This is a genomic window from Ruegeria sp. K7 (assembly GCF_056531785.1).
This window is the reverse complement of the sequence record NZ_JBQFMJ010000004.1, coordinates 175,515-192,176: the sequence shown is the minus strand read 5'-3', so window position 1 is coordinate 192,176 and position 16,662 is coordinate 175,515. Positions and strand designations below refer to the sequence as shown.

General features: G+C 59.2%; 17 protein-coding genes and 1 pseudogene. 12 read left to right on the top strand and 6 right to left on the bottom strand.

The window, feature by feature from the left end:
• Positions 1-17 precede the first annotated feature (17 nt).
• The gene (locus ACR0FE_RS09785) at positions 18-899 is read right to left on the bottom strand and encodes an AEC family transporter (RefSeq protein WP_170614256.1); all 882 of its coding nucleotides are present in this window, start codon (positions 897-899) and stop codon (positions 18-20) included.
• Positions 900-979: 80 nt separating this feature from the next.
• On the opposite strand from ACR0FE_RS09785, the gene hspQ reads away from it, so the two are divergent.
• Positions 980-1,306 carry a heat shock protein HspQ gene (gene hspQ / locus ACR0FE_RS09780; protein WP_170614257.1) on the top strand — a complete coding sequence of 109 codons (327 nt, stop codon included), beginning with the start codon at positions 980-982 and terminating at the stop codon, positions 1,304-1,306.
• 35 nt (positions 1,307-1,341) lie between these two features.
• Here hspQ and ACR0FE_RS09775 read toward each other — a convergent pair whose 3' ends face one another.
• The 4 genes and pseudogenes from ACR0FE_RS09775 to ACR0FE_RS09760 form a co-directional block, all read right to left on the bottom strand.
• Positions 1,342-2,919 (bottom strand): gamma-glutamyltransferase family protein, encoded by a 1,578-nt coding sequence (locus ACR0FE_RS09775; protein WP_480912649.1) that lies wholly within the window; start codon positions 2,917-2,919, stop codon positions 1,342-1,344.
• A gap of 208 nt (positions 2,920-3,127) precedes the next feature.
• Complete coding sequence (locus tag ACR0FE_RS09770) at positions 3,128-3,337, bottom strand: ATP-binding protein (protein WP_480535766.1); 210 nt, start codon at positions 3,335-3,337, stop codon at positions 3,128-3,130.
• 113 nt (positions 3,338-3,450) lie between these two features.
• Positions 3,451-3,513: pseudogene (locus ACR0FE_RS09765) on the bottom strand (hypothetical protein); the annotation flags it as partial.
• Between the two features lie 88 nt (positions 3,514-3,601).
• Positions 3,602-3,940, bottom strand: a complete 339-nt coding sequence (locus tag ACR0FE_RS09760) for an STAS domain-containing protein (protein ID WP_480912648.1) — start codon at positions 3,938-3,940, stop codon at positions 3,602-3,604.
• 102 nt (positions 3,941-4,042) lie between these two features.
• Here ACR0FE_RS09760 and ACR0FE_RS09755 point away from each other — a divergent pair, with 102 nt between their 5' ends.
• The 3 genes from ACR0FE_RS09755 (at position 4,043) to ACR0FE_RS09745 (ending at position 6,386) form a co-directional block, all read left to right on the top strand.
• Positions 4,043-5,215, top strand: a complete 1,173-nt coding sequence (locus ACR0FE_RS09755) for a thiolase family protein (RefSeq protein WP_480912647.1) — start codon at positions 4,043-4,045, stop codon at positions 5,213-5,215.
• 95 nt (positions 5,216-5,310) lie between these two features.
• Positions 5,311-5,766 carry a GAF domain-containing protein gene (locus ACR0FE_RS09750; RefSeq protein ID WP_480912646.1) on the top strand — a complete coding sequence of 152 codons (456 nt, stop codon included), beginning with the start codon at positions 5,311-5,313 and terminating at the stop codon, positions 5,764-5,766.
• A 173-nt stretch (positions 5,767-5,939) separates the two neighbouring features.
• Positions 5,940-6,386: a GNAT family N-acetyltransferase gene (locus tag ACR0FE_RS09745; protein WP_480912645.1), complete on the top strand. Its 447-nt coding sequence runs from the start codon at positions 5,940-5,942 to the stop codon at positions 6,384-6,386.
• A 22-nt stretch (positions 6,387-6,408) separates the two neighbouring features.
• Here the strand turns inward: ACR0FE_RS09745 and ACR0FE_RS09740 are convergent, their stop codons facing one another.
• Positions 6,409-6,693, bottom strand: coding sequence for a DUF1294 domain-containing protein (locus ACR0FE_RS09740; RefSeq protein WP_480912644.1), 285 nt, complete (start codon positions 6,691-6,693; stop codon positions 6,409-6,411).
• 118 nt (positions 6,694-6,811) lie between these two features.
• On the opposite strand from ACR0FE_RS09740, the gene ACR0FE_RS09735 reads away from it, so the two are divergent.
• From ACR0FE_RS09735 to ACR0FE_RS09700, 8 genes are all read left to right on the top strand, one after another.
• The gene (locus ACR0FE_RS09735) at positions 6,812-7,381 is read left to right on the top strand and encodes a helix-turn-helix domain-containing protein (RefSeq protein WP_480912643.1); all 570 of its coding nucleotides are present in this window, start codon (positions 6,812-6,814) and stop codon (positions 7,379-7,381) included.
• Complete coding sequence (locus ACR0FE_RS09730; protein WP_480813008.1) at positions 7,381-8,004, top strand: LysE family translocator; 624 nt, start codon at positions 7,381-7,383, stop codon at positions 8,002-8,004. The genes ACR0FE_RS09735 and ACR0FE_RS09730 overlap by 1 nt, the downstream gene beginning before the upstream one ends.
• A 4-nt stretch (positions 8,005-8,008) precedes the next feature.
• Entirely contained in the window at positions 8,009-8,389 is a 381-nt protein-coding gene (locus tag ACR0FE_RS09725; RefSeq protein WP_170679464.1) for a GFA family protein, read from the top strand.
• Between the two features lie 15 nt (positions 8,390-8,404).
• A complete protein-coding gene (locus ACR0FE_RS09720; protein ID WP_480912642.1) occupies positions 8,405-10,855 on the top strand; it encodes a GcvT family protein in 2,451 nt (816 codons plus the stop codon).
• 111 nt (positions 10,856-10,966) lie between these two features.
• Positions 10,967-12,019, top strand: coding sequence for a zinc-binding dehydrogenase (locus tag ACR0FE_RS09715; protein WP_480912641.1), 1,053 nt, complete (start codon positions 10,967-10,969; stop codon positions 12,017-12,019).
• 11 nt (positions 12,020-12,030) lie between these two features.
• Complete coding sequence (locus ACR0FE_RS09710; protein ID WP_480912640.1) at positions 12,031-12,924, top strand: homocysteine S-methyltransferase family protein; 894 nt, start codon at positions 12,031-12,033, stop codon at positions 12,922-12,924.
• Between the two features lie 10 nt (positions 12,925-12,934).
• Positions 12,935-13,915 (top strand): helix-turn-helix domain-containing protein, encoded by a 981-nt coding sequence (locus tag ACR0FE_RS09705; protein ID WP_170614269.1) that lies wholly within the window; start codon positions 12,935-12,937, stop codon positions 13,913-13,915.
• Positions 13,916-14,004: 89 nt separating this feature from the next.
• Complete coding sequence (locus ACR0FE_RS09700; protein ID WP_480912639.1) at positions 14,005-16,458, top strand: GcvT family protein; 2,454 nt, start codon at positions 14,005-14,007, stop codon at positions 16,456-16,458.
• Positions 16,459-16,662 lie beyond the last annotated feature (204 nt).

Below are 16,662 nucleotides of genomic sequence, written 5' to 3'. Positions count from 1 at the left end.
TGAGGAAATCACTTTCGTTACAGAACAATAGCCAGAATGACAGGTAATGCCCCCACGGAAAGAAGAGTCGAGACCATGACCATTCCGGCAACCGCGTCTGAATCGGCCTTGAACCGCTCGGCCAGAAGGTACGATGTGACTGCCACCGGGGTGCACATCTGTAAGACCAGCACACCGAATGCCACAGCCCCAAGATCGAACGTCACTGCAACGGTCCAGCCCAAAACAAAGCAAACGCCAAGCTTCAAAACTGACAGCCAGATTGCCTGCCCCAGCCTGTCGGTGGTCAGCCGTGCAATCGCGACGCCGAGCGTGATCAGCATCATGGGCACCGCCATCTGCCCCAGCAGCTCAAGCGTATTGGTCAGAAACAAGGGCGTTTCCCAGCCTTGCCACAAAAACAGGGCGCCAAACAGCGTTGCCCAGACCATCGGCTCGCGTATGACTTTGCCAAACGCGCCTTTTCCGGCCACCAGATAGATTCCGTAAGTGAATGAAAACAGGGCCGTGACCGCAAGAAAGATCACCGCATAGCCCAGTCCGGCCTGCCCGAATGCAAAAATACACAGAGGCAGCCCAAGATTTCCGGTATTCCCGAAAATGAGCGGCGACAGATACGTGCGCTGCTCCAGTTTCAAAAGATGAACGGTCACTTTGAAGACCACGGCAAGTGCCAGATTCCCGGCAATGGTGGCCAGCGTGAACCGTGACAGATCCCCGCCCGGAATTTCGGTCTGCATCAGGGCGACGAAGATCAGACTTGGCACGGCCAGTGTCATCGCAAACCGTGTCACGAACTGCAAACGGTACTCGAATCCCAGCCTGACCCAGGTAAACCCAATCCCTGAAAGCAAAAATACCGGAGCGACAATTTCGAACACTGTCAGTAGTAGGTTCACAGACTGTTTCCCTGAATTTCAGATCAATGATTGGCATTTTGGCCCGGAAAGAGGTAGTAAGACCTCCGGGGGCTGAAACAATGCTGAAGACAAATGCCAAATACGGCTTGGGCCAGGTGGTCCGCCATAAGAAACATCCCTTTCGAGGGGTGATTTTTGACGTGGATCCGGAGTTCTCGAATACGGAAGAATGGTATCAGGCGATTCCTGAAGACAGTCGGCCGATAAAGGATCAGCCGTTTTATCACCTGCTGGCTGAAAACGACCAATCCTTCTATGTTGCTTATGTTTCAGAACAAAATCTGGTTGCCGACCAGTCCGGAGAGCCGGTTGAGCACCCCGACATTCCCAACATGTTCGGCCCGTTCGAGGATGGCGCGTATCCGCTGCACTTTCATCTGAACTGATAACCGCATAGCTGCCGCCTTCCGGTCGCCGAAACTCAATACCCAAGCGCACATCCGTCTTTTCTGGGGTCACTAGCCCCCTCAAGTACACCGCTTTCACAGATTCGGATCGCCTGTGCACCGCCGAGGGGTGTGTCAGGAATTGAAACAGTGTGGCCAATGTCAGACAATTGTTGCGCTACTGCTTGCGGATATCCGCGTTCCAGTTTCAGTACCCCACCATCGGCAAAGGCGCGCGGCGCATCGATGCAGCCCTGAAGACTCAAATCAAAATCGACAAGATTGGACAGGAATCTGGCGTGTCCGGTCGGCTGGTAGGCCCCGCCCATGACACCGAATGGCATCACTACCCGGCCGTCCTGTTTCAGCATCCCGGGAATGATCGTGTGCATCGGGCGTTTTCCACCGCCCAGCTCATTGGGGTGCCCGCCTTGCAGCGTAAAGCCCGCCCCGCGGTTCTGCAGCAGAATGCCATATTTTTCAGACGCGATCCCTGATCCGAAGCTGTGGAAGATCGAGTAGATGAGAGATACGGACATCCGGTCCCGGTCGACCACCGTGATATAGACGGTATCCTTGTGAACGGACTCGGTCAGCCGTGCGGCGGCCGCCATTGCGCTTTTGGGATCGATAAGCGCTGCCAGCCTGTCTGCAGTATCCTGATCGGTGAAACGTTCGGCCCTGGCCGTATGATCGGGGTCCGCAATGAATCGGTTGCGGGCATCGTAGGCCAATTTGGTGGCCTCGGCCTCGATATGAACCCTTTGCGCACCAAAAGGGTCCATCCCGGCCAGATCAAAGTTCTTCAGAATATTGAGCAACAGGATCGCAGTCGCCCCTTGCCCATTGGGCGGGTGTTCGACAAGGTCCGTGCCTTTGTAGTGCCCGCTCATTGGGTTGGTTTGCGTCCATCTGGTGGCTTGAAAGTCGTCTGATGTGTGGACCCCACCCAGTGTGTTCAAGGCGGAAATCATGTCTTGCGCGATGTCACCGGTGTAGAATGCTTCGCGCCCGTGACGAGCAATTTGGCGCAGAATCTCCGCCTGACCCGGAGCGCGAAAGACCTGACCTGTTTCCGGGGCCTTGCCATCGATCAGATAGTGGTCGCGGGCCGTACCCTGCAATACAGCCGCGCCGGATTTCCAGTCGAAGGCCACTCGTGCGGCCACCGGAACACCGGTCTCCGCGTAGTCGATGGACGGTTGCAAAATCGCCTCAAGCCCCAGCCGTCCTTCCGTTTCCGCCAGGTGGCAAAACGCATCAACAGCACCCGGAACTGTCACCGCATCCGGAGTGTTCAGGGGCACGGTCTTCAGGTCCTTTGCGCGCAACGCCTCTGCATCTGCTGCTTGGGGCGCGCGGCCTGAACCGTTCAGCGCGCGAATTTCGTTCTCGCCTGCGCGATTGAACAGGACAAAACAATCGCCACCCAGACCGGTCATTTGTGGTTCGCAAATACCCAGCAAAACCGCACCGGCGATGGCGGCGTCCATCGCGTTTCCGCCCTGCGCCAGTATGTCCAGCGCCACCTTGGCCGCCAAAGGGTGTGACGTCGCACACATGCCTTCGGTCGCCAGTACTTCGGAACGTCCGGGTTTGTGCAAATCGCGCATGACGGGGCTCTCCTCATTGAACGCGCAGACCGTATCGCGCGGCAGAGGAATGTCCAGTCAACTTGAGGGGAGGTTCCTCGGCGCCGGTCACTGGGTGGGGGCTGTGATGCTAGGCGCCGAGGGAAGCTATCTGAGCTACAAGACCCTTTTGCCAATTATTTGCGGCGCGACAATGTTTCGATCTGGGCCTTATTGTGGCCATTTCGGGTCAATTCGCCTCATCCGGGAAATCGAAGCGCAAAGACAACCTATTGCACCCTTCGCGCCGTTCATAATGGATGGCGCTGGTCAATTGGTGAATCAGGAACCATCCGAATCCCCCTTCGGGCAGACTCTGTCTGGTTGCGTTGACGTCCGCCGGAATAACATCGGGCACTCGACGCCCCGGCAAAGGGTTGCCGGTATCCGTAATGATAATAACAAGCCGATCCCTGTGCCGGCGGCACCTGACAAGAACACGGGCTGGGCGATGCCTGCATAGGCATGTTCAACCAGGTTGTTTATCGCCTCGGCCAGCGCGATTTTGACGTCGCTTGCCTTTGGCGCGGGCAATCCGCGCTCGGCGAGGCCGGCGCTAAGACGGGCGATACCCATGCTCGCCTCAGCTTCGGTTGCGGCAAAGCTCAGTTCCAGAAAGTCATGATCATGAACAGAAGCCACGCGAATGGTTTCCTTTGCAACTTTAATCCGCAGTCGGCGTCAGGGCGTCTTCCAGCGTCGCAAATAATCGAAAAACTGTATCCATGCGGGTCAGCCGAAATACTTTCTCGACAAACGGATGCAGACCCGCCAGATTCAGGCTGCGGTCATCGCCAAGCTGTTTCATGGATGCGACGATGGCACCCAGTCCGCTGGAATCGATGAATTCGACATCCGACAGGTCCAGCACCACCCGGCCCGCGCAGCCGTCGGTCTGATTGCGCATATCTTCCTTGAACTGTATCGCAATGGCGGCGTCGATCCGGTCTGCCTGAACCTTGATCACCTGCGTCTCACCGGTTGCCGTACTGATCAGACCCATGTCCAATTGCCCTCCAGAATGAAAAATCCTCGTAGAAATACGCTAGACGGCAATTCTTACCATTCGGTATTCAGAACCCGGAAAACGAGAAGGAGAATCCGGATGAAGCAGGTCGTGATCGCGGGTGCAGCCCGCACACCAATGGGCGGGTTTCAGGGCATGTTCGATGGGGTTGCGGCGGCCGATCTGGGTGGCACGGCCATTCGAGCGGCCATGCAGGGGGCCGGAGTACAGACCGTGGACGAGGTTCTAATGGGCTGCGTTCTGCCCGCTGGTCAGGGGCAGGCTCCGGCGCGCCAGGCCGGTTTCGCCGCCGGTTTGGGCGAAGACGTGCCCGCAACGACCCTGAACAAGATGTGCGGGTCCGGAATGAAAGCGGCGATGATGGCGTTTGACCAGATTGCGCTGGGTCATGCCGACACCATGGTCGCGGGCGGTATGGAAAGCATGACAAACGCCCCCTACTTGCTGCCCAAAATGCGCGGCGGGGCGCGAATCGGTCACGGTCAGGTGGTGGACCACATGTTTCTGGACGGGCTTGAGGACGCGTATGACAAGGGCCGACTGATGGGCACCTTCGCCGAAGACTGCGCCGAGGCCTATCAATTCACGCGTGAAGCGCAGGACGAATACGCGCTGCAGTCTCTGTCCAACGCGCTGGCCGCTCAGGAAAACGGGGCGTTTGACGGCGAAATTGCGCCGCACGTCGTGCGGACCCGCAGAGGTGAAGTCACACAAGATATTGACGAACAGCCAAAATCGGCGCGACCGGAAAAGATCCCGACCCTGAAACCCGCGTTTCGCAAGGACGGGACCGTAACGGCCGCCAACTCCTCATCGATCTCCGATGGTGCGGCGGCGCTGGTTCTTGCCTCCGCCGAGCTGGCCGAGGCGCAGGGCCTGACCGTTCGTGCGCGCATCCTCGGGCATGCCAGCCACGCGCAGGCTCCGGGCCTCTTTACGACCGCTCCGGTTCCGGCGGCGCAAAAGCTGCTGTCCCGCATCGGATGGAGCAAGGATGACGTTGATCTGTGGGAAGTGAACGAAGCCTTCGCCGTCGTTCCCATGGCGTTCATGCGCGAAATGGGTTTGCCGCGTGAAAAAGTGAATGTGAATGGCGGCGCCTGCGCCCTGGGCCATCCGATCGGCGCATCAGGTGCCCGCATCATGGTGACGCTGCTCAATGCTCTGGAAAAACGAAACCTCAAGCGGGGTGTGGCAGCCATCTGCATCGGTGGCGGCGAAGGCACCGCAATTGCAATCGAACGGGTTTGACCCTTCATCTTTTTCCAAATACTCCGGGGGTGAATTGAGCCAACGGCTCAAGAGGGGGCAGCGCCCCCTTACCCACCACAGACGGGAATTCCACCATGACTGCAGACTACACCATGCTGGCCAGAACCATTGCCGCTCTGACCGAAGGCGAAAGTGACGAGGTTGCACTGATGGCCACCGTCGCCTGCGAGGTGCATCATTCCGACGACCGGTTCAACTGGACCGGGTTTTATCGGGTGACCGAACCGGGGTTGCTGAAAATCGGCCCTTATCAGGGGGGCCATGGCTGTCTGGTCATTCCCTTCGACCGGGGTGTCTGTGGCGCGGCGGCGCGCACGGGGCAGGTGCAGCTTGTTCCGGATGTCGACGCGTTCCCGGGGCATATCGCCTGCGCGTCCTCAACCCGATCCGAACTGGTCCTGCCTGTTCACAATGCCGCTGGTGAGGTAATCGCGGTTTTCGACATCGACAGCGATCAGCCCGATGCGTTTTCAGAGGATGACACCGAATACCTGACGGAGATATTGTTCAAAACTTTCGCGCGAGCCTGATGGAAACGCGGGGGGCGAAAGGCCCACTCTCGGACTTCGACATTTTGCTTCACGCAAAGACCCGCTAAACTCTGAAGGCCTCGAAACCTGGCGGGTCCGGCATGATTCCACACCAATTCTCTACTCAACTGCTTTCGGTCAGCCACTGGAAAGACCATCTTGCCCAACCGCACTTGCGGCGCAAGCTAGCTGACGATCTTGCCGCGCTACTGACCCCTGCGGTCCTGAAAAACCTGCCGCCTTCAATGCAGCTGCAGGATCAGGGCATGTCGAACTGGATTGATACCCGTCGCGCCGAAAGTGACATTCTGCTGGTGCGTCAAGGCAGCGACAATAAGCTGATCGGATTGATGGTGCTGGCCGTGGATTCCGACGGTGATGCGCCTCCGAGTGTCCATATCGGTTATCTGATTGCAGAAAGTTCTTGGGGAAACGGCTACGCCTCCGAACTGTTAAAGGGGCTTCAGACCGCAGTGCTGTCAGGCCCTGCCATGCGACTCGTTGCTGGTGTCGATCGCGACAATCCAGCCTCTGCCCGCGTGCTTCAGAAAGCGGGCTTTGAACTTTGGACGGAACGCTCTTCCGCCACCACCGAGATGTATGTCTGCGACGTCGGCTGATTGACGGTGCCGTCAGGTCTTGTCACTGCATAAGGGTCGGCAGGCCGTTGGCCATGGCAAGATACAGGGCCAAGACCTGTAACATGGCCACCCCGAACAGCCAGGCCGAGAATCCGCGTTTTCGGGATTTGTGCCGAAACAGCCAACGTCCAAGCAACGCGCCGGGGCTGCCGCCGAGGGCCGCAAGCCACAACAACCGGCGTTCTGGAATTCTTCGCTTGCGCCGCTGAGCCCGGACCTTGTCCCAACCGAAACACAGCAGGGTCAGACCGTTAACCGCCCAAAGATAGATCACTGCAATCCACATGAGTGGGACATAGCCAATCGGGCATGTCGACCCAAGTGAAAAAACGCTTGGAATTTTCACGGAATCGCGCCATCGTGAAAAACGAGGAGAAAATTTCACGAGAATCGGAGTGGCCCCCGTGAACAGCCAGGCCCCGCAAAGCGCGACACTCGGAGCGGACATCCGCGCCCTGCGCAAGGCGCGCGGGCTGACGCTGACCGATATCGCGACTCGTCTGGACCGGTCCGTCGGCTGGCTCAGCCAGGTTGAGCGCGACAAATCCGAACCATCGATCTCGGATCTGCGCCAGATTGCCCAGTGTCTTGGTGTTCCGATGTCGATGCTGTTTGCGCATTCCGCGGCGCCTGCCGCCGAACAGGGCTATGTCGTCCGGGCCGGATCACGGCGACCGATGGGGTCCGGCGAAGAAGGGCTGATCGAGGAACTGCTGTCTCCTGATCTGACCGACGATTTCGAGATGGTGCATTCTACCTTTCAACCCCAGTCCCGGATGCAAACCCCTGCAAATCGCCCGACGCAAGAGGTCGGTTACATGGTCTCCGGGCGGCTTGACCTCAAAATTGGCGATCATGAATACACGGTGGGTCCGGGTGACAGTTTTCGGATCAAGCACGAGCCCTATCAATGGTCCAACCCCTATGACGAGCCCGCGGTTGCGGTCTGGGTCATCGCCCCGCCGGTATACTGATGAGCTTTGAGGCCTGGACCATATTCGCGCTTTTCTGGGTGGTATTCGTTACCACACCGGGGCCGAACGCGGTCAATTGTATCTCGAACGGGATGAACCTGCCATTTGCCAAGGCGATGCTGGGTGTTCTGGCCATTGTGACTCAGGCCAGCGCGTTTCTGATCCTGTCGGCACTGGGCGTGACCGCATTGATCGCGGCGTCCCCAACCGGGTTTTTCATCGCCAAACTGATCGGGGCAGGGTTCCTGATCTGGATGGGTGTGCGCGGCTGGATGAACGCGGCAAAGCCGGCACCTGCCACGGAACGTCCAGCGCGGCATGTCTATCTGCATGCACTGGCCATCGCCACGATCAATCCCAAAAGCGTCGCAGGATACCTGGCCGCGTTTTCGCAATTCGTGCAGCCCGATGTGCCGATCTGGCAGCAAATGTCGGTCATCATGCCAACAGCGCTGGTCATTACGACACTCAGCTATACCGGCTTCACACTTCTGGGCGCGCTCATGGGCAAGGCGGCACTGGGCGCGGTGTTCAACATCTGGGTGCGCCGGATCATGGCTGCATGTTTCATCATTTACGGTGTGCTGCTGGGAACCAGCACCACGCCGACAGCAAGGGGGTAATAGAATGCAGACAGGTTCTTGTTTGTGCGGCTCGGTTGCCTTCGCGGTCGACGGTGAGCTTTCACCGCCATCGGCCTGCCATTGCGGTCAATGCCGCAGGCAGTCGGGTCATATCTGGGCGTCCGCCTCGACGCATCAGGACAATCTCAGTTTTTCCGCCAGTGACACGCTCAGCTGGTTTCGTGCCTCGGATATCGCCCGACGCGGCTTCTGCAGCGCCTGCGGCTCGTTCCTTTTCTGGCAACACAATGACGAAGACACGATTTCGATTTCCATGGGGGCGCTTGACGAACCCACGGGCCTCACGCTCGCCCGCCACATCTTCGTGGCCGACAAGGGCGATTACTACGACATCACGGACGATCTGCCTCAAGAGGCACAGTAACAGGGATCAAACAACATGAGTGATTTTCCGACAAAAGCCCGCGTGGTTGTTATCGGTGGCGGTGTGGTGGGGGCTTCCTCGCTGTACCATCTGGCCAAGAAGGGCTGGACCGACTGCGTTCTTCTGGAAAAGAACGAGCTGACCGCAGGTTCAACCTGGCACGCGGCGGGCAACGTGCCGACGTTTTCGACCTCGTGGGCGATCATGAACATGCAGCGCTACTCGACCGAGCTGTATGCGCGGCTGGGCGAAGAAGTCGACTATCCGATGAACTACCACCAGTCCGGCTCGATCCGTCTGGCGCACAGCAAGGAGCGGATGCAGGAATTTGAGCGGGCGATGTCGATGGGTCGTTACCAGGGCATCCCGATGGAGATGTGGACCCCGGAAGAGGCAAAGGAACGCTATCCTTTCCTTGAAACGCATGATCTTGAGGGCGTGCTGTATGATCCGACCGATGGCGACATCGACCCCGCGCAACTGACGCAGGCGCTGGCCAAGGGGGCCCGCGACATGGGCCAGAAGATCATCCGTTTCTGCCCGGCAACCGGCGTGACCCAGCATGACGACGGCACCTGGACCGTACACACGGACAAGGGCGATATCGCCTGTGATTATGTGGTCAACGCCGCCGGTTACTACGCGCAGCGTGTGGGAGAGTGGTTCAAACCTTATGGCGGCCGAACCGTTCCCGCGATGGTCATGAGCCACCAGTATCTGCTGACCGACGAAATCCCCGAAGTCCAAGCGTGGTCCAAGGAAAACGGGGGCAAGAAGCTGCCGCTGCTGCGCGACGTGGATGTCTCGTACTACCTGCGTCAGGAGAAGAACGGCTTCAACCTTGGCCCGTATGAGCCCAATTGTAAGAGCCACTGGATGACAGAAGATGACCCGATGCCCGAGGACTTCAGCTTCCAGCTGTGGAATGATGATCTGGACCGGATTGAGGACATCGTGACCGACGCGATGGAACGGGTGCCGCTGATGGCAACCTCGGGCGTGGGCCGCGTGATCAATGGCCCGATCCCTTATGCACCGGACGGTCTGCCGCTGATCGGTCCAATGCCGGGTGTGAAAAACGCGTTCGAGGCGCACACATTCACCTTTGGCATCGCGCAAGGCGGTGGCGCGGGCAAGGTGCTGGCCGAATGGATCGTCGATGGCGCGACCGAGTGGGATATGTGGGCTGTCGATCCGCGCCGTTACACCGATTACACCGATCAGGACTATTGCAACCAGAAGGGTCTGGAAGTTTATGGCAACGAGTACGCCATGCACTTCCCCCAGCACGAATGGCCCGCCGCGCGCGACAAGAAACTGTCGCCGGTTCATGCCAAGGTGAAAGAGCTGGGCGGTGTCATGGGCGCCTATAACGGCTGGGAACGGGCCAACTGGTTTGCGCAGCCCGGCGACGACACGTCGCTTGAAGCCACCCACACATGGGGCCGCTCGGGCCCGTGGGAGCAGCGCGTAAAGGAGGAATGCGAGGCCGTGCGCGACCATTGTGGTGTACTGGATCTGCCGGGGTTCTCGCGCTTCATGGTCAAGGGCGAAGGTGCTGCCGAGGCGCTGCGTGGTCTGGTCACGGGTGGCCTGCCCAAGACGGGTCGCATGAACCTTGTCTATATCTCTGATGATCGTGGTCGCATCCTGACCGAGATGTCCTGTATCCGGATGGGCGAGGACGAGTTCGTCATGATCACGGCCGCAACTGCCCAGTGGCATGACCGCGACATTCTGCTGAACGCTATGCCCGAAGGCGTTTCGGTCGAGGATGTGACCACCACCCGCGATACACTGATCGTCACGGGGCCGAAGTCGCGAGAGATCCTGTCGGGCATGACCGATGCGGACCTGTCGACCGGATGGCTGACCCACCAGTCGGCAACCGTCGCCGGGCAACCCGCTTACCTGATCCGTGTTTCCTTCGCAGGTGAGCTGGGTTGGGAGGTTCATGCCCTGAACGAACACATGCCAGCGATCTATGGCGCCATCATTGACGCGGGTGCCAAGCCCTTCGGGATGTATGCGCTCAATTCCCTGCGTGTCGAAAAGGGTTATCGTGCGTGGAAAGGCGACCTGTCGACCGACTACTCGCTTCTGGAAGGCGGTTTGGAGCGGTTCGTGAAACTGGACAAACCACAGGACTTCCCCGGCAAGGCTGCGATCCAGAATGAAAAGCAGCAGGGCGTGAAAAAGCAGTTCGTCACCATGCTGGTCGAGGCCGGAGATTGCGACGCACCGTACATGTCATGCCTCTGGCATGAAGGTCAGATCGTGGGTGAAACCACATCCGGTGCATGGGGGTATCGCATAAATGCGTCGGTCGCACTGGGCATGGTGCGTCCTGATCTGGCTGCTCCGGGCACCGAACTGGAGGTCGAAATCTACGGTCGGAAATGCCGAGCCGTCGTGCAGCAGGACCAGCCGCTCTGGGATCCGGAAAACGCGCGGTTGCGTGCCTGATCCATCAGGGAAAACTGCGGGTCGGCCAAAAGTCAGGCGGACCCGCAATTTGATGCAACACCGCTGTCGGGCATAATGCATCCGCAAAACCTGTAACGGGGAGAGATGGCAATGACCCATCCGGAGACAATGTCCGGTGTTTACCTGACACGCCATGGCGGGCCGGAGGCACTGGAATGGCGTCAGGATATTCCCCTACCCACCCCCGGACACGGGCAGGTTCTGGTCCGGGTGGCTGCGGCAGGCGTCAACAATACCGACATCAACACGCGTGTTGGCTGGTATTCACCGGATGTCACGGGTGCAACGGACGCGGTCGATCAGGATGTCGATGCCGGCGGTTGGGGCGGCGCTCTGCAGTTTCCCAGAATACAGGGCGGTGATTTGTGCGGCATCGTTGAGCGGACAGGGTCCGGCACCGGTTTCCAGCCAGGTCAACGTGTCACCTGTCCGATCAACTTGCCGCGCCCGCGCCCCGGTCAACCCAGCGGTTTCATTGCATTGGGTTCTGAGATTGACGGCGCCTTCGCGCAATACTGCCTGGTCGAGGCAAGCGACCTCTACGACGTGTCAGTGTCACCCCTGTCGGACACCGAGATTGCGGCAATACCCTGCGCTTTCGGCACGGCCGAAAACCTGCTGACCCGCGCAGGTGTAACGGCCGGACAAAAGGTTCTGATAACCGGGGCATCCGGTGGGGTCGGGCTGGCTGCCGTCCAACTTGCAACATTGCGGGGGGCTTCGGTCTGGGGTGTAACCAGCGCCTCCAAAGCAGACGTGGTCAAGGGACAGGGTGCGATAGATACCTTTGATCGCGACGCGGCCTTGCCGCAAGACATGTTCGATGTGGTGGTCGACGTCGTCGGCGGACCGGCATTTCCGGGGTTGATTCTGGCGCTGAAGCCGGGCGGGCAATACGCCGTTTCCGGCGCCATAGCAGGCCCGATTGTACAAGCGGATCTGCGCGATATCTATTTGAGGGACATCACCATTCATGGCTGTACACACCAGGCATTCGACGTTTTCGGACGGCTTGTCGAACTTATCAATGCAGGGCGGATCAGGCCGCTTGTTTCGAAGACGTATCCTCTGAAAGACATTGCCCGGGCGCAGGAAGATTTCCAATCCAAAGCGTTTCCGGGGAAACTGGTCCTGATTCCGTAACGAGGTAAGACATGGCAGACATCACCCTTCTGGACGGCTCCATCGGGCAGGAACTGGTCAAACGCAGTGGCGACCGGGCAACGCCGCTTTGGTCAACGCGGGTGATGATGGATCACCCGGAACTGGTGGGCGACGTTCACGCAGATTATTTCCGCCGCGGCGCTACGATCGCGACCACCAATACCTATGCCGTTCACCGTTCGCGCCTGGAACGTGTGGGATTGGAAGACCAGATCGGAGCGCTGACGGACACCGCCCTGTCTCAGGCAGAACGCGCACGCGTGGGAACCAAAGGGCGCATTGCAGGGTCGCTGGGTCCGCTGCTGGCCACCTACAGGCCCGACCTGCGGCCCGATCCTGAGGACGCCGCTTCGAAATACGCCGAACTTGTCGAACTGATGGCTGACAGGGTCGACCTGTTCCTGATTGAAACCGTTTCGTCGGTACAGGAAGCAGAAGGTGCGTTGCGCGGCACAGTCGATGGCGGGCGTCCCGTCTGGCTGGCCCTGACCGTCGATGACACAGACGGCACACGTTTGCGGTCTGGTGAACACCTGTCGGAAATCACACCTTTGATCGACCGCTTTGCGCCAGAGGCCGTGCTCGTCAATTGCTCGCCACCCGAGGCCATGCCTGCGGCTTTGCAAATCATCGCGAACATGGGAAGACCGTTTGGCGCCTATGCGAATGGATTCACCGAAATTTCCGAGGGATTTCTGAAGGACGCCCCGACCGTCGACGCGCTTGAACAGCGCAGCGATCTGGGGCCTCAGGTCTACGCCGAACACGCCATGCGCTGGGTGGAACAGGGGGCCACGATCGTAGGCGGTTGTTGCGAGGTCGGTCCGGACCATATCGAGGCACTGGCCGAACAGTTGCGCGCAGCCGGGCACAGGATTGTCTGAGGGCACGAGAATGCAAAAGCGGACAGGACCCGAACCGCAGGGATCCGGCAAACAGCATCAGTTCGATATCATGGTTGCGCCGGGATACGTTTTGCTGGAGCTCGCGTCATTGGTCGATGTCCTACGGATTGCCAACCGCGTCTGCCCGAATCCTCCGTTCCGGTACACCTATCGGTCGTTGAAAGGCGGCCCTGTCGAAAGCAGCAGCGGTGCGACCGTTTCAACCGAACCGGTTTCTGCACAACCTGACGCCGACTATCTGTTCGTGATCGGCAATTCCGACCCGGACCTGCCGGACCTGTCACTTGGGCGGGTGGTTTCGGACTATACCTACCGCGGCGCACAGGTGTTTTTGCTGGCCGAGGCCGCCAGCCGCTATATTGACGAGCAGGGCACGGATGACATGGCCACCCACTGGGAAAACGCATCTTTCCTGCGCGAAAGGGGCGCCCGGTTCGAAGCCAAGATGTCCATCGCAACCCAGCAGGGTTCGGTCGTCACCTGCGCCGGAATGGAGGCGACCACCGATGTCGCCCTGGCCGTTATCGGGCGCCATGTTTCGGGCCCTGCCAGGATGACGGTCGCCGACATCATGCTGCACGAAAACATCCGGGACTTTTCCTCGCAGCAGCCGTTTTCCGGGGTTCGGACCACGGCGACCGGGGATGCAAAACTGGACCAGTGCATCAAGCTGATGCAGGCCAATATCGAAGACCCTTTGCCGATCCAGGACATCGTCAATCTGCTAGGGCTGTCGAATCGGTCGCTCGAACGCAAGTTCCGGTCGATCTTTGGAACCACACCAAACGGTTTTTACCGCGAAATGCGGCTGGCGCGCGCGAATAATCTGCTTCTGAACACCACCATGAGCGTGCGTGAGATCGGCCTGGCTTGCGGTTTCCCCAACGGATTCTCGTCGATCTACAAAAGCTTTTACGGAATCACGCCGTTTGTTCTGCGGCGGGAAAAGCGGGCGTCTTCGCAAAGGTGATTTTTGCAGAGGTCCTGACGATTTTGATGCATTTGTTGTCGCACATCCATGGCATTTTATCCCAAACCTGACACAGCGGAGACATCAGGATGGTTGATCTTCCCACCAAGGCCCGAGTGGTCATCATCGGCGGCGGCGTTATCGGATGCTCGGTCGCGTATCATCTGACCAAGAAGGGTTGGACAGATGTCGTGCTGCTGGAACGCAAGCAACTGACCAGCGGCACCACCTGGCACGCCGCGGGTCTGATCGCGCAGCTGCGCGCGACCGCCAACATGACCAAACTGGCGAAGTACAGTCAGGAACTCTATGGCTCGCTTGAGGAGGAAACCGGCGTCGCGACCGGGTTCAAGCGCTGCGGATCGATCACCGTGGCCCTGACCGAAGAGCGCAAGGAAGAAATTTATCGCCAGGCCGCCATGGCGCGGGCATTCGGGGTCGAAGTCGAAGAAATCACGAACGAGCGCGTGGCGGAGCTTTATCCGCATCTGAACCTCGAAGACGTCAAGGGTGCGGTTTACCTGCCGCTGGACGGACAGGGCGATCCTGCCAATATCGCGCTGGCGCTTGCCAAGGGCGCACGGCAGCGCGGCGGCATTGTCAAAGAACGCGTGAAAGTCACCGAGATCGTCAAACAGGGCCGCAAGGTGACAGGTGTGGACTGGGTTGCCGATGACGGCAGCGCCTCGGGCCACATCGAATGCGACATGGTGGTGAACTGTGCAGGCATGTGGGGGCACGAGGTTGGCCGGATGGCGGGCGTCAACGTCCCGCTGCACGCCTGCGAGCATTTCTACATCGTTACCGAGAACATCGATGGTCTGACGCAGCTGCCCGTGCTGCGGGTGCCGGATGAATGCGCCTATTACAAGGAAGACGCGGGTAAAATCCTGCTGGGCGCGTTCGAGCCGAACGCCAAGCCATGGGCCATGGACGGTATCCCGGATACCTTCGAATTCGACCAGTTGCCCGAGGATTTCGACCATTTCGAACCGATCCTCGAAGATGCCTGCAACCGGATGCCCATGCTGGCCGAGGCCGGAATCCATACCTTCTTCAACGGCCCCGAGAGCTTTACCCCCGACGATGCCTACCACCTTGGCCTTGCGCCCGAGATGGACAATTTCTGGGTCGCTGCCGGGTTCAACTCGATCGGCATTCAGTCCGCCGGTGGCGCGGGGATGGCACTGGCCGAATGGATGGATACGGGTGAGAAACCGTTTGACCTTGGCGATGTGGATATCAGCCGGATGCAGCCGTTCCAGGGCAACAAACAGTACCTGTTCGAACGCTCGAAAGAGACGCTGGGCCTGCTCTATGCCGATCACTACCCCTATCGTCAAAAGGCGACCGCGCGCGGTGTGCGGCGGACGCCGTTCCACCACCACCTGAAGGAACATGGCGCGGTATTTGGTGAACTGGCCGGATGGGAACGCGCCAACTGGTACGCCAGTGAAGGGCAGGAGCGCGAGTATCAGTACAGTTGGAAGCGCCAGAACTGGTTCGAAAATTCGGCCGCCGAGCACCGCGCCGTGCGTGAGAATGTCGGCATGTACGACATGTCGTCGTTCGGCAAGATCCGGGTGGAAGGTCCCGATGCCGAGGCGTTCATGAACTATATCGGCGGCGGCGACTACTCGGTGCCCAATGGCAAAATCGTCTATACCCAGTTCCTGAACCGCAGCGGCGGGATTGAAGCGGATGTGACGGTCACCCGCCTGACTGAAACGTCCTATCTGGTGGTCACTCCGGCGGCGACCCGTCTGGCGGATCAGACCTGGATGCAACGCCATGCCGGCAATTTCAACGTGGTCATCACTGACGTCACCGCGGGCGAAGGGGTGCTGGCCGTGATGGGTCCGAACGCCCGCGCGCTGCTTGAAAAGGTCTCGCCCAACGACTTCACCAACGCAACCAATCCATTTGGTACCGCACAGCAGATCGAGATCGGCATGGGGCTCGCCCGCGCGCATCGCGTGACCTATGTGGGTGAACTTGGTTGGGAAATCTATGTCTCGTCTGACATGGCGGGTCATGTGTTCGAAACACTGCACGAGGCTGGTCAGGACATGGGGCTGAAGTTGTGTGGGATGCACATGATGGACAGCTGCCGGATCGAAAAGGGCTTCCGCCATTTCGGCCACGATATCACTTGCGAAGACCATGTTGTCGACGCCGGACTCGGGTTCGCTGTCAAGGTCGACAAGGGCAGTGACTTCATCGGCCGCGAGGCGGTAATCGCGCGCAAGGAAAGCGGGCCAAAGAGTCGCCTGGTGCAGTTCAAGCTGACCGATGCAGAGCCGCTGCTGTTCCACAATGAACCGATCATTCGCGATGGTGAGTATGTCGGCTATCTCAGCTCAGGCAACTATGGCCACACGCTGGGCGGCGCCGTTGGTATGGGATACGTGCCATGTGAGGGCGAGAAGGCGGCTGATGTATTGGCATCGAGCTATGAGATCGACGTGTGCGGTGTGAAGGTTAGGGCAGAGGCATCGCTGAAGCCGATGTATGACCCTAAATCCGAGCGCGTCAAAGTCTGAACCGGTGCGTTGGGGGCGCTGCCCCCGCCGCAGCAAGCTGCGCCTCCCCCGGGATATTTGCAGCCAGATGAATGAAGGATCCCTTGTTCATCTGGCCAAAAATATCCCGGAGCGCGAGGCAGAGCCTCGCAAGCGGTGAAAAGCCAGCTGAAAGCCCAACGCGATCCTATCAAGGTTCTTGATACGTGCGTTCACAGAAATCAC

Bases quoted from the DNA above. Each gene is read 5' to 3' on its own strand.
- hspQ (WP_170614257.1), top strand. From the start codon at position 980: ATGCTGAAGACAAATGCCAAATACGGCTTGGGCCAGGTGGTCCGCCAT.
- ACR0FE_RS09775 (WP_480912649.1), bottom strand. From the start codon at position 2,919: ATGCGCGATTTGCACAAACCCGGACGTTCCGAAGTACTGGCGACCGAA.
- ACR0FE_RS09760 (WP_480912648.1), bottom strand. From the start codon at position 3,940: ATGGGTCTGATCAGTACGGCAACCGGTGAGACGCAGGTGATCAAGGTT.
- ACR0FE_RS09755 (WP_480912647.1), top strand. From the start codon at position 4,043: ATGAAGCAGGTCGTGATCGCGGGTGCAGCCCGCACACCAATGGGCGGG.
- ACR0FE_RS09750 (WP_480912646.1), top strand. From the start codon at position 5,311: ATGACTGCAGACTACACCATGCTGGCCAGAACCATTGCCGCTCTGACC.
- ACR0FE_RS09740 (WP_480912644.1), bottom strand. From the start codon at position 6,693: ATGTGGATTGCAGTGATCTATCTTTGGGCGGTTAACGGTCTGACCCTG.
- ACR0FE_RS09730 (WP_480813008.1), top strand. From the start codon at position 7,381: ATGAGCTTTGAGGCCTGGACCATATTCGCGCTTTTCTGGGTGGTATTC.
- ACR0FE_RS09725 (WP_170679464.1), top strand. From the start codon at position 8,009: ATGCAGACAGGTTCTTGTTTGTGCGGCTCGGTTGCCTTCGCGGTCGAC.
- ACR0FE_RS09720 (WP_480912642.1), top strand. From the start codon at position 8,405: ATGAGTGATTTTCCGACAAAAGCCCGCGTGGTTGTTATCGGTGGCGGT.
- ACR0FE_RS09715 (WP_480912641.1), top strand. From the start codon at position 10,967: ATGACCCATCCGGAGACAATGTCCGGTGTTTACCTGACACGCCATGGC.
- ACR0FE_RS09710 (WP_480912640.1), top strand. From the start codon at position 12,031: ATGGCAGACATCACCCTTCTGGACGGCTCCATCGGGCAGGAACTGGTC.
- ACR0FE_RS09705 (WP_170614269.1), top strand. From the start codon at position 12,935: ATGCAAAAGCGGACAGGACCCGAACCGCAGGGATCCGGCAAACAGCAT.
- ACR0FE_RS09700 (WP_480912639.1), top strand. From the start codon at position 14,005: ATGGTTGATCTTCCCACCAAGGCCCGAGTGGTCATCATCGGCGGCGGC.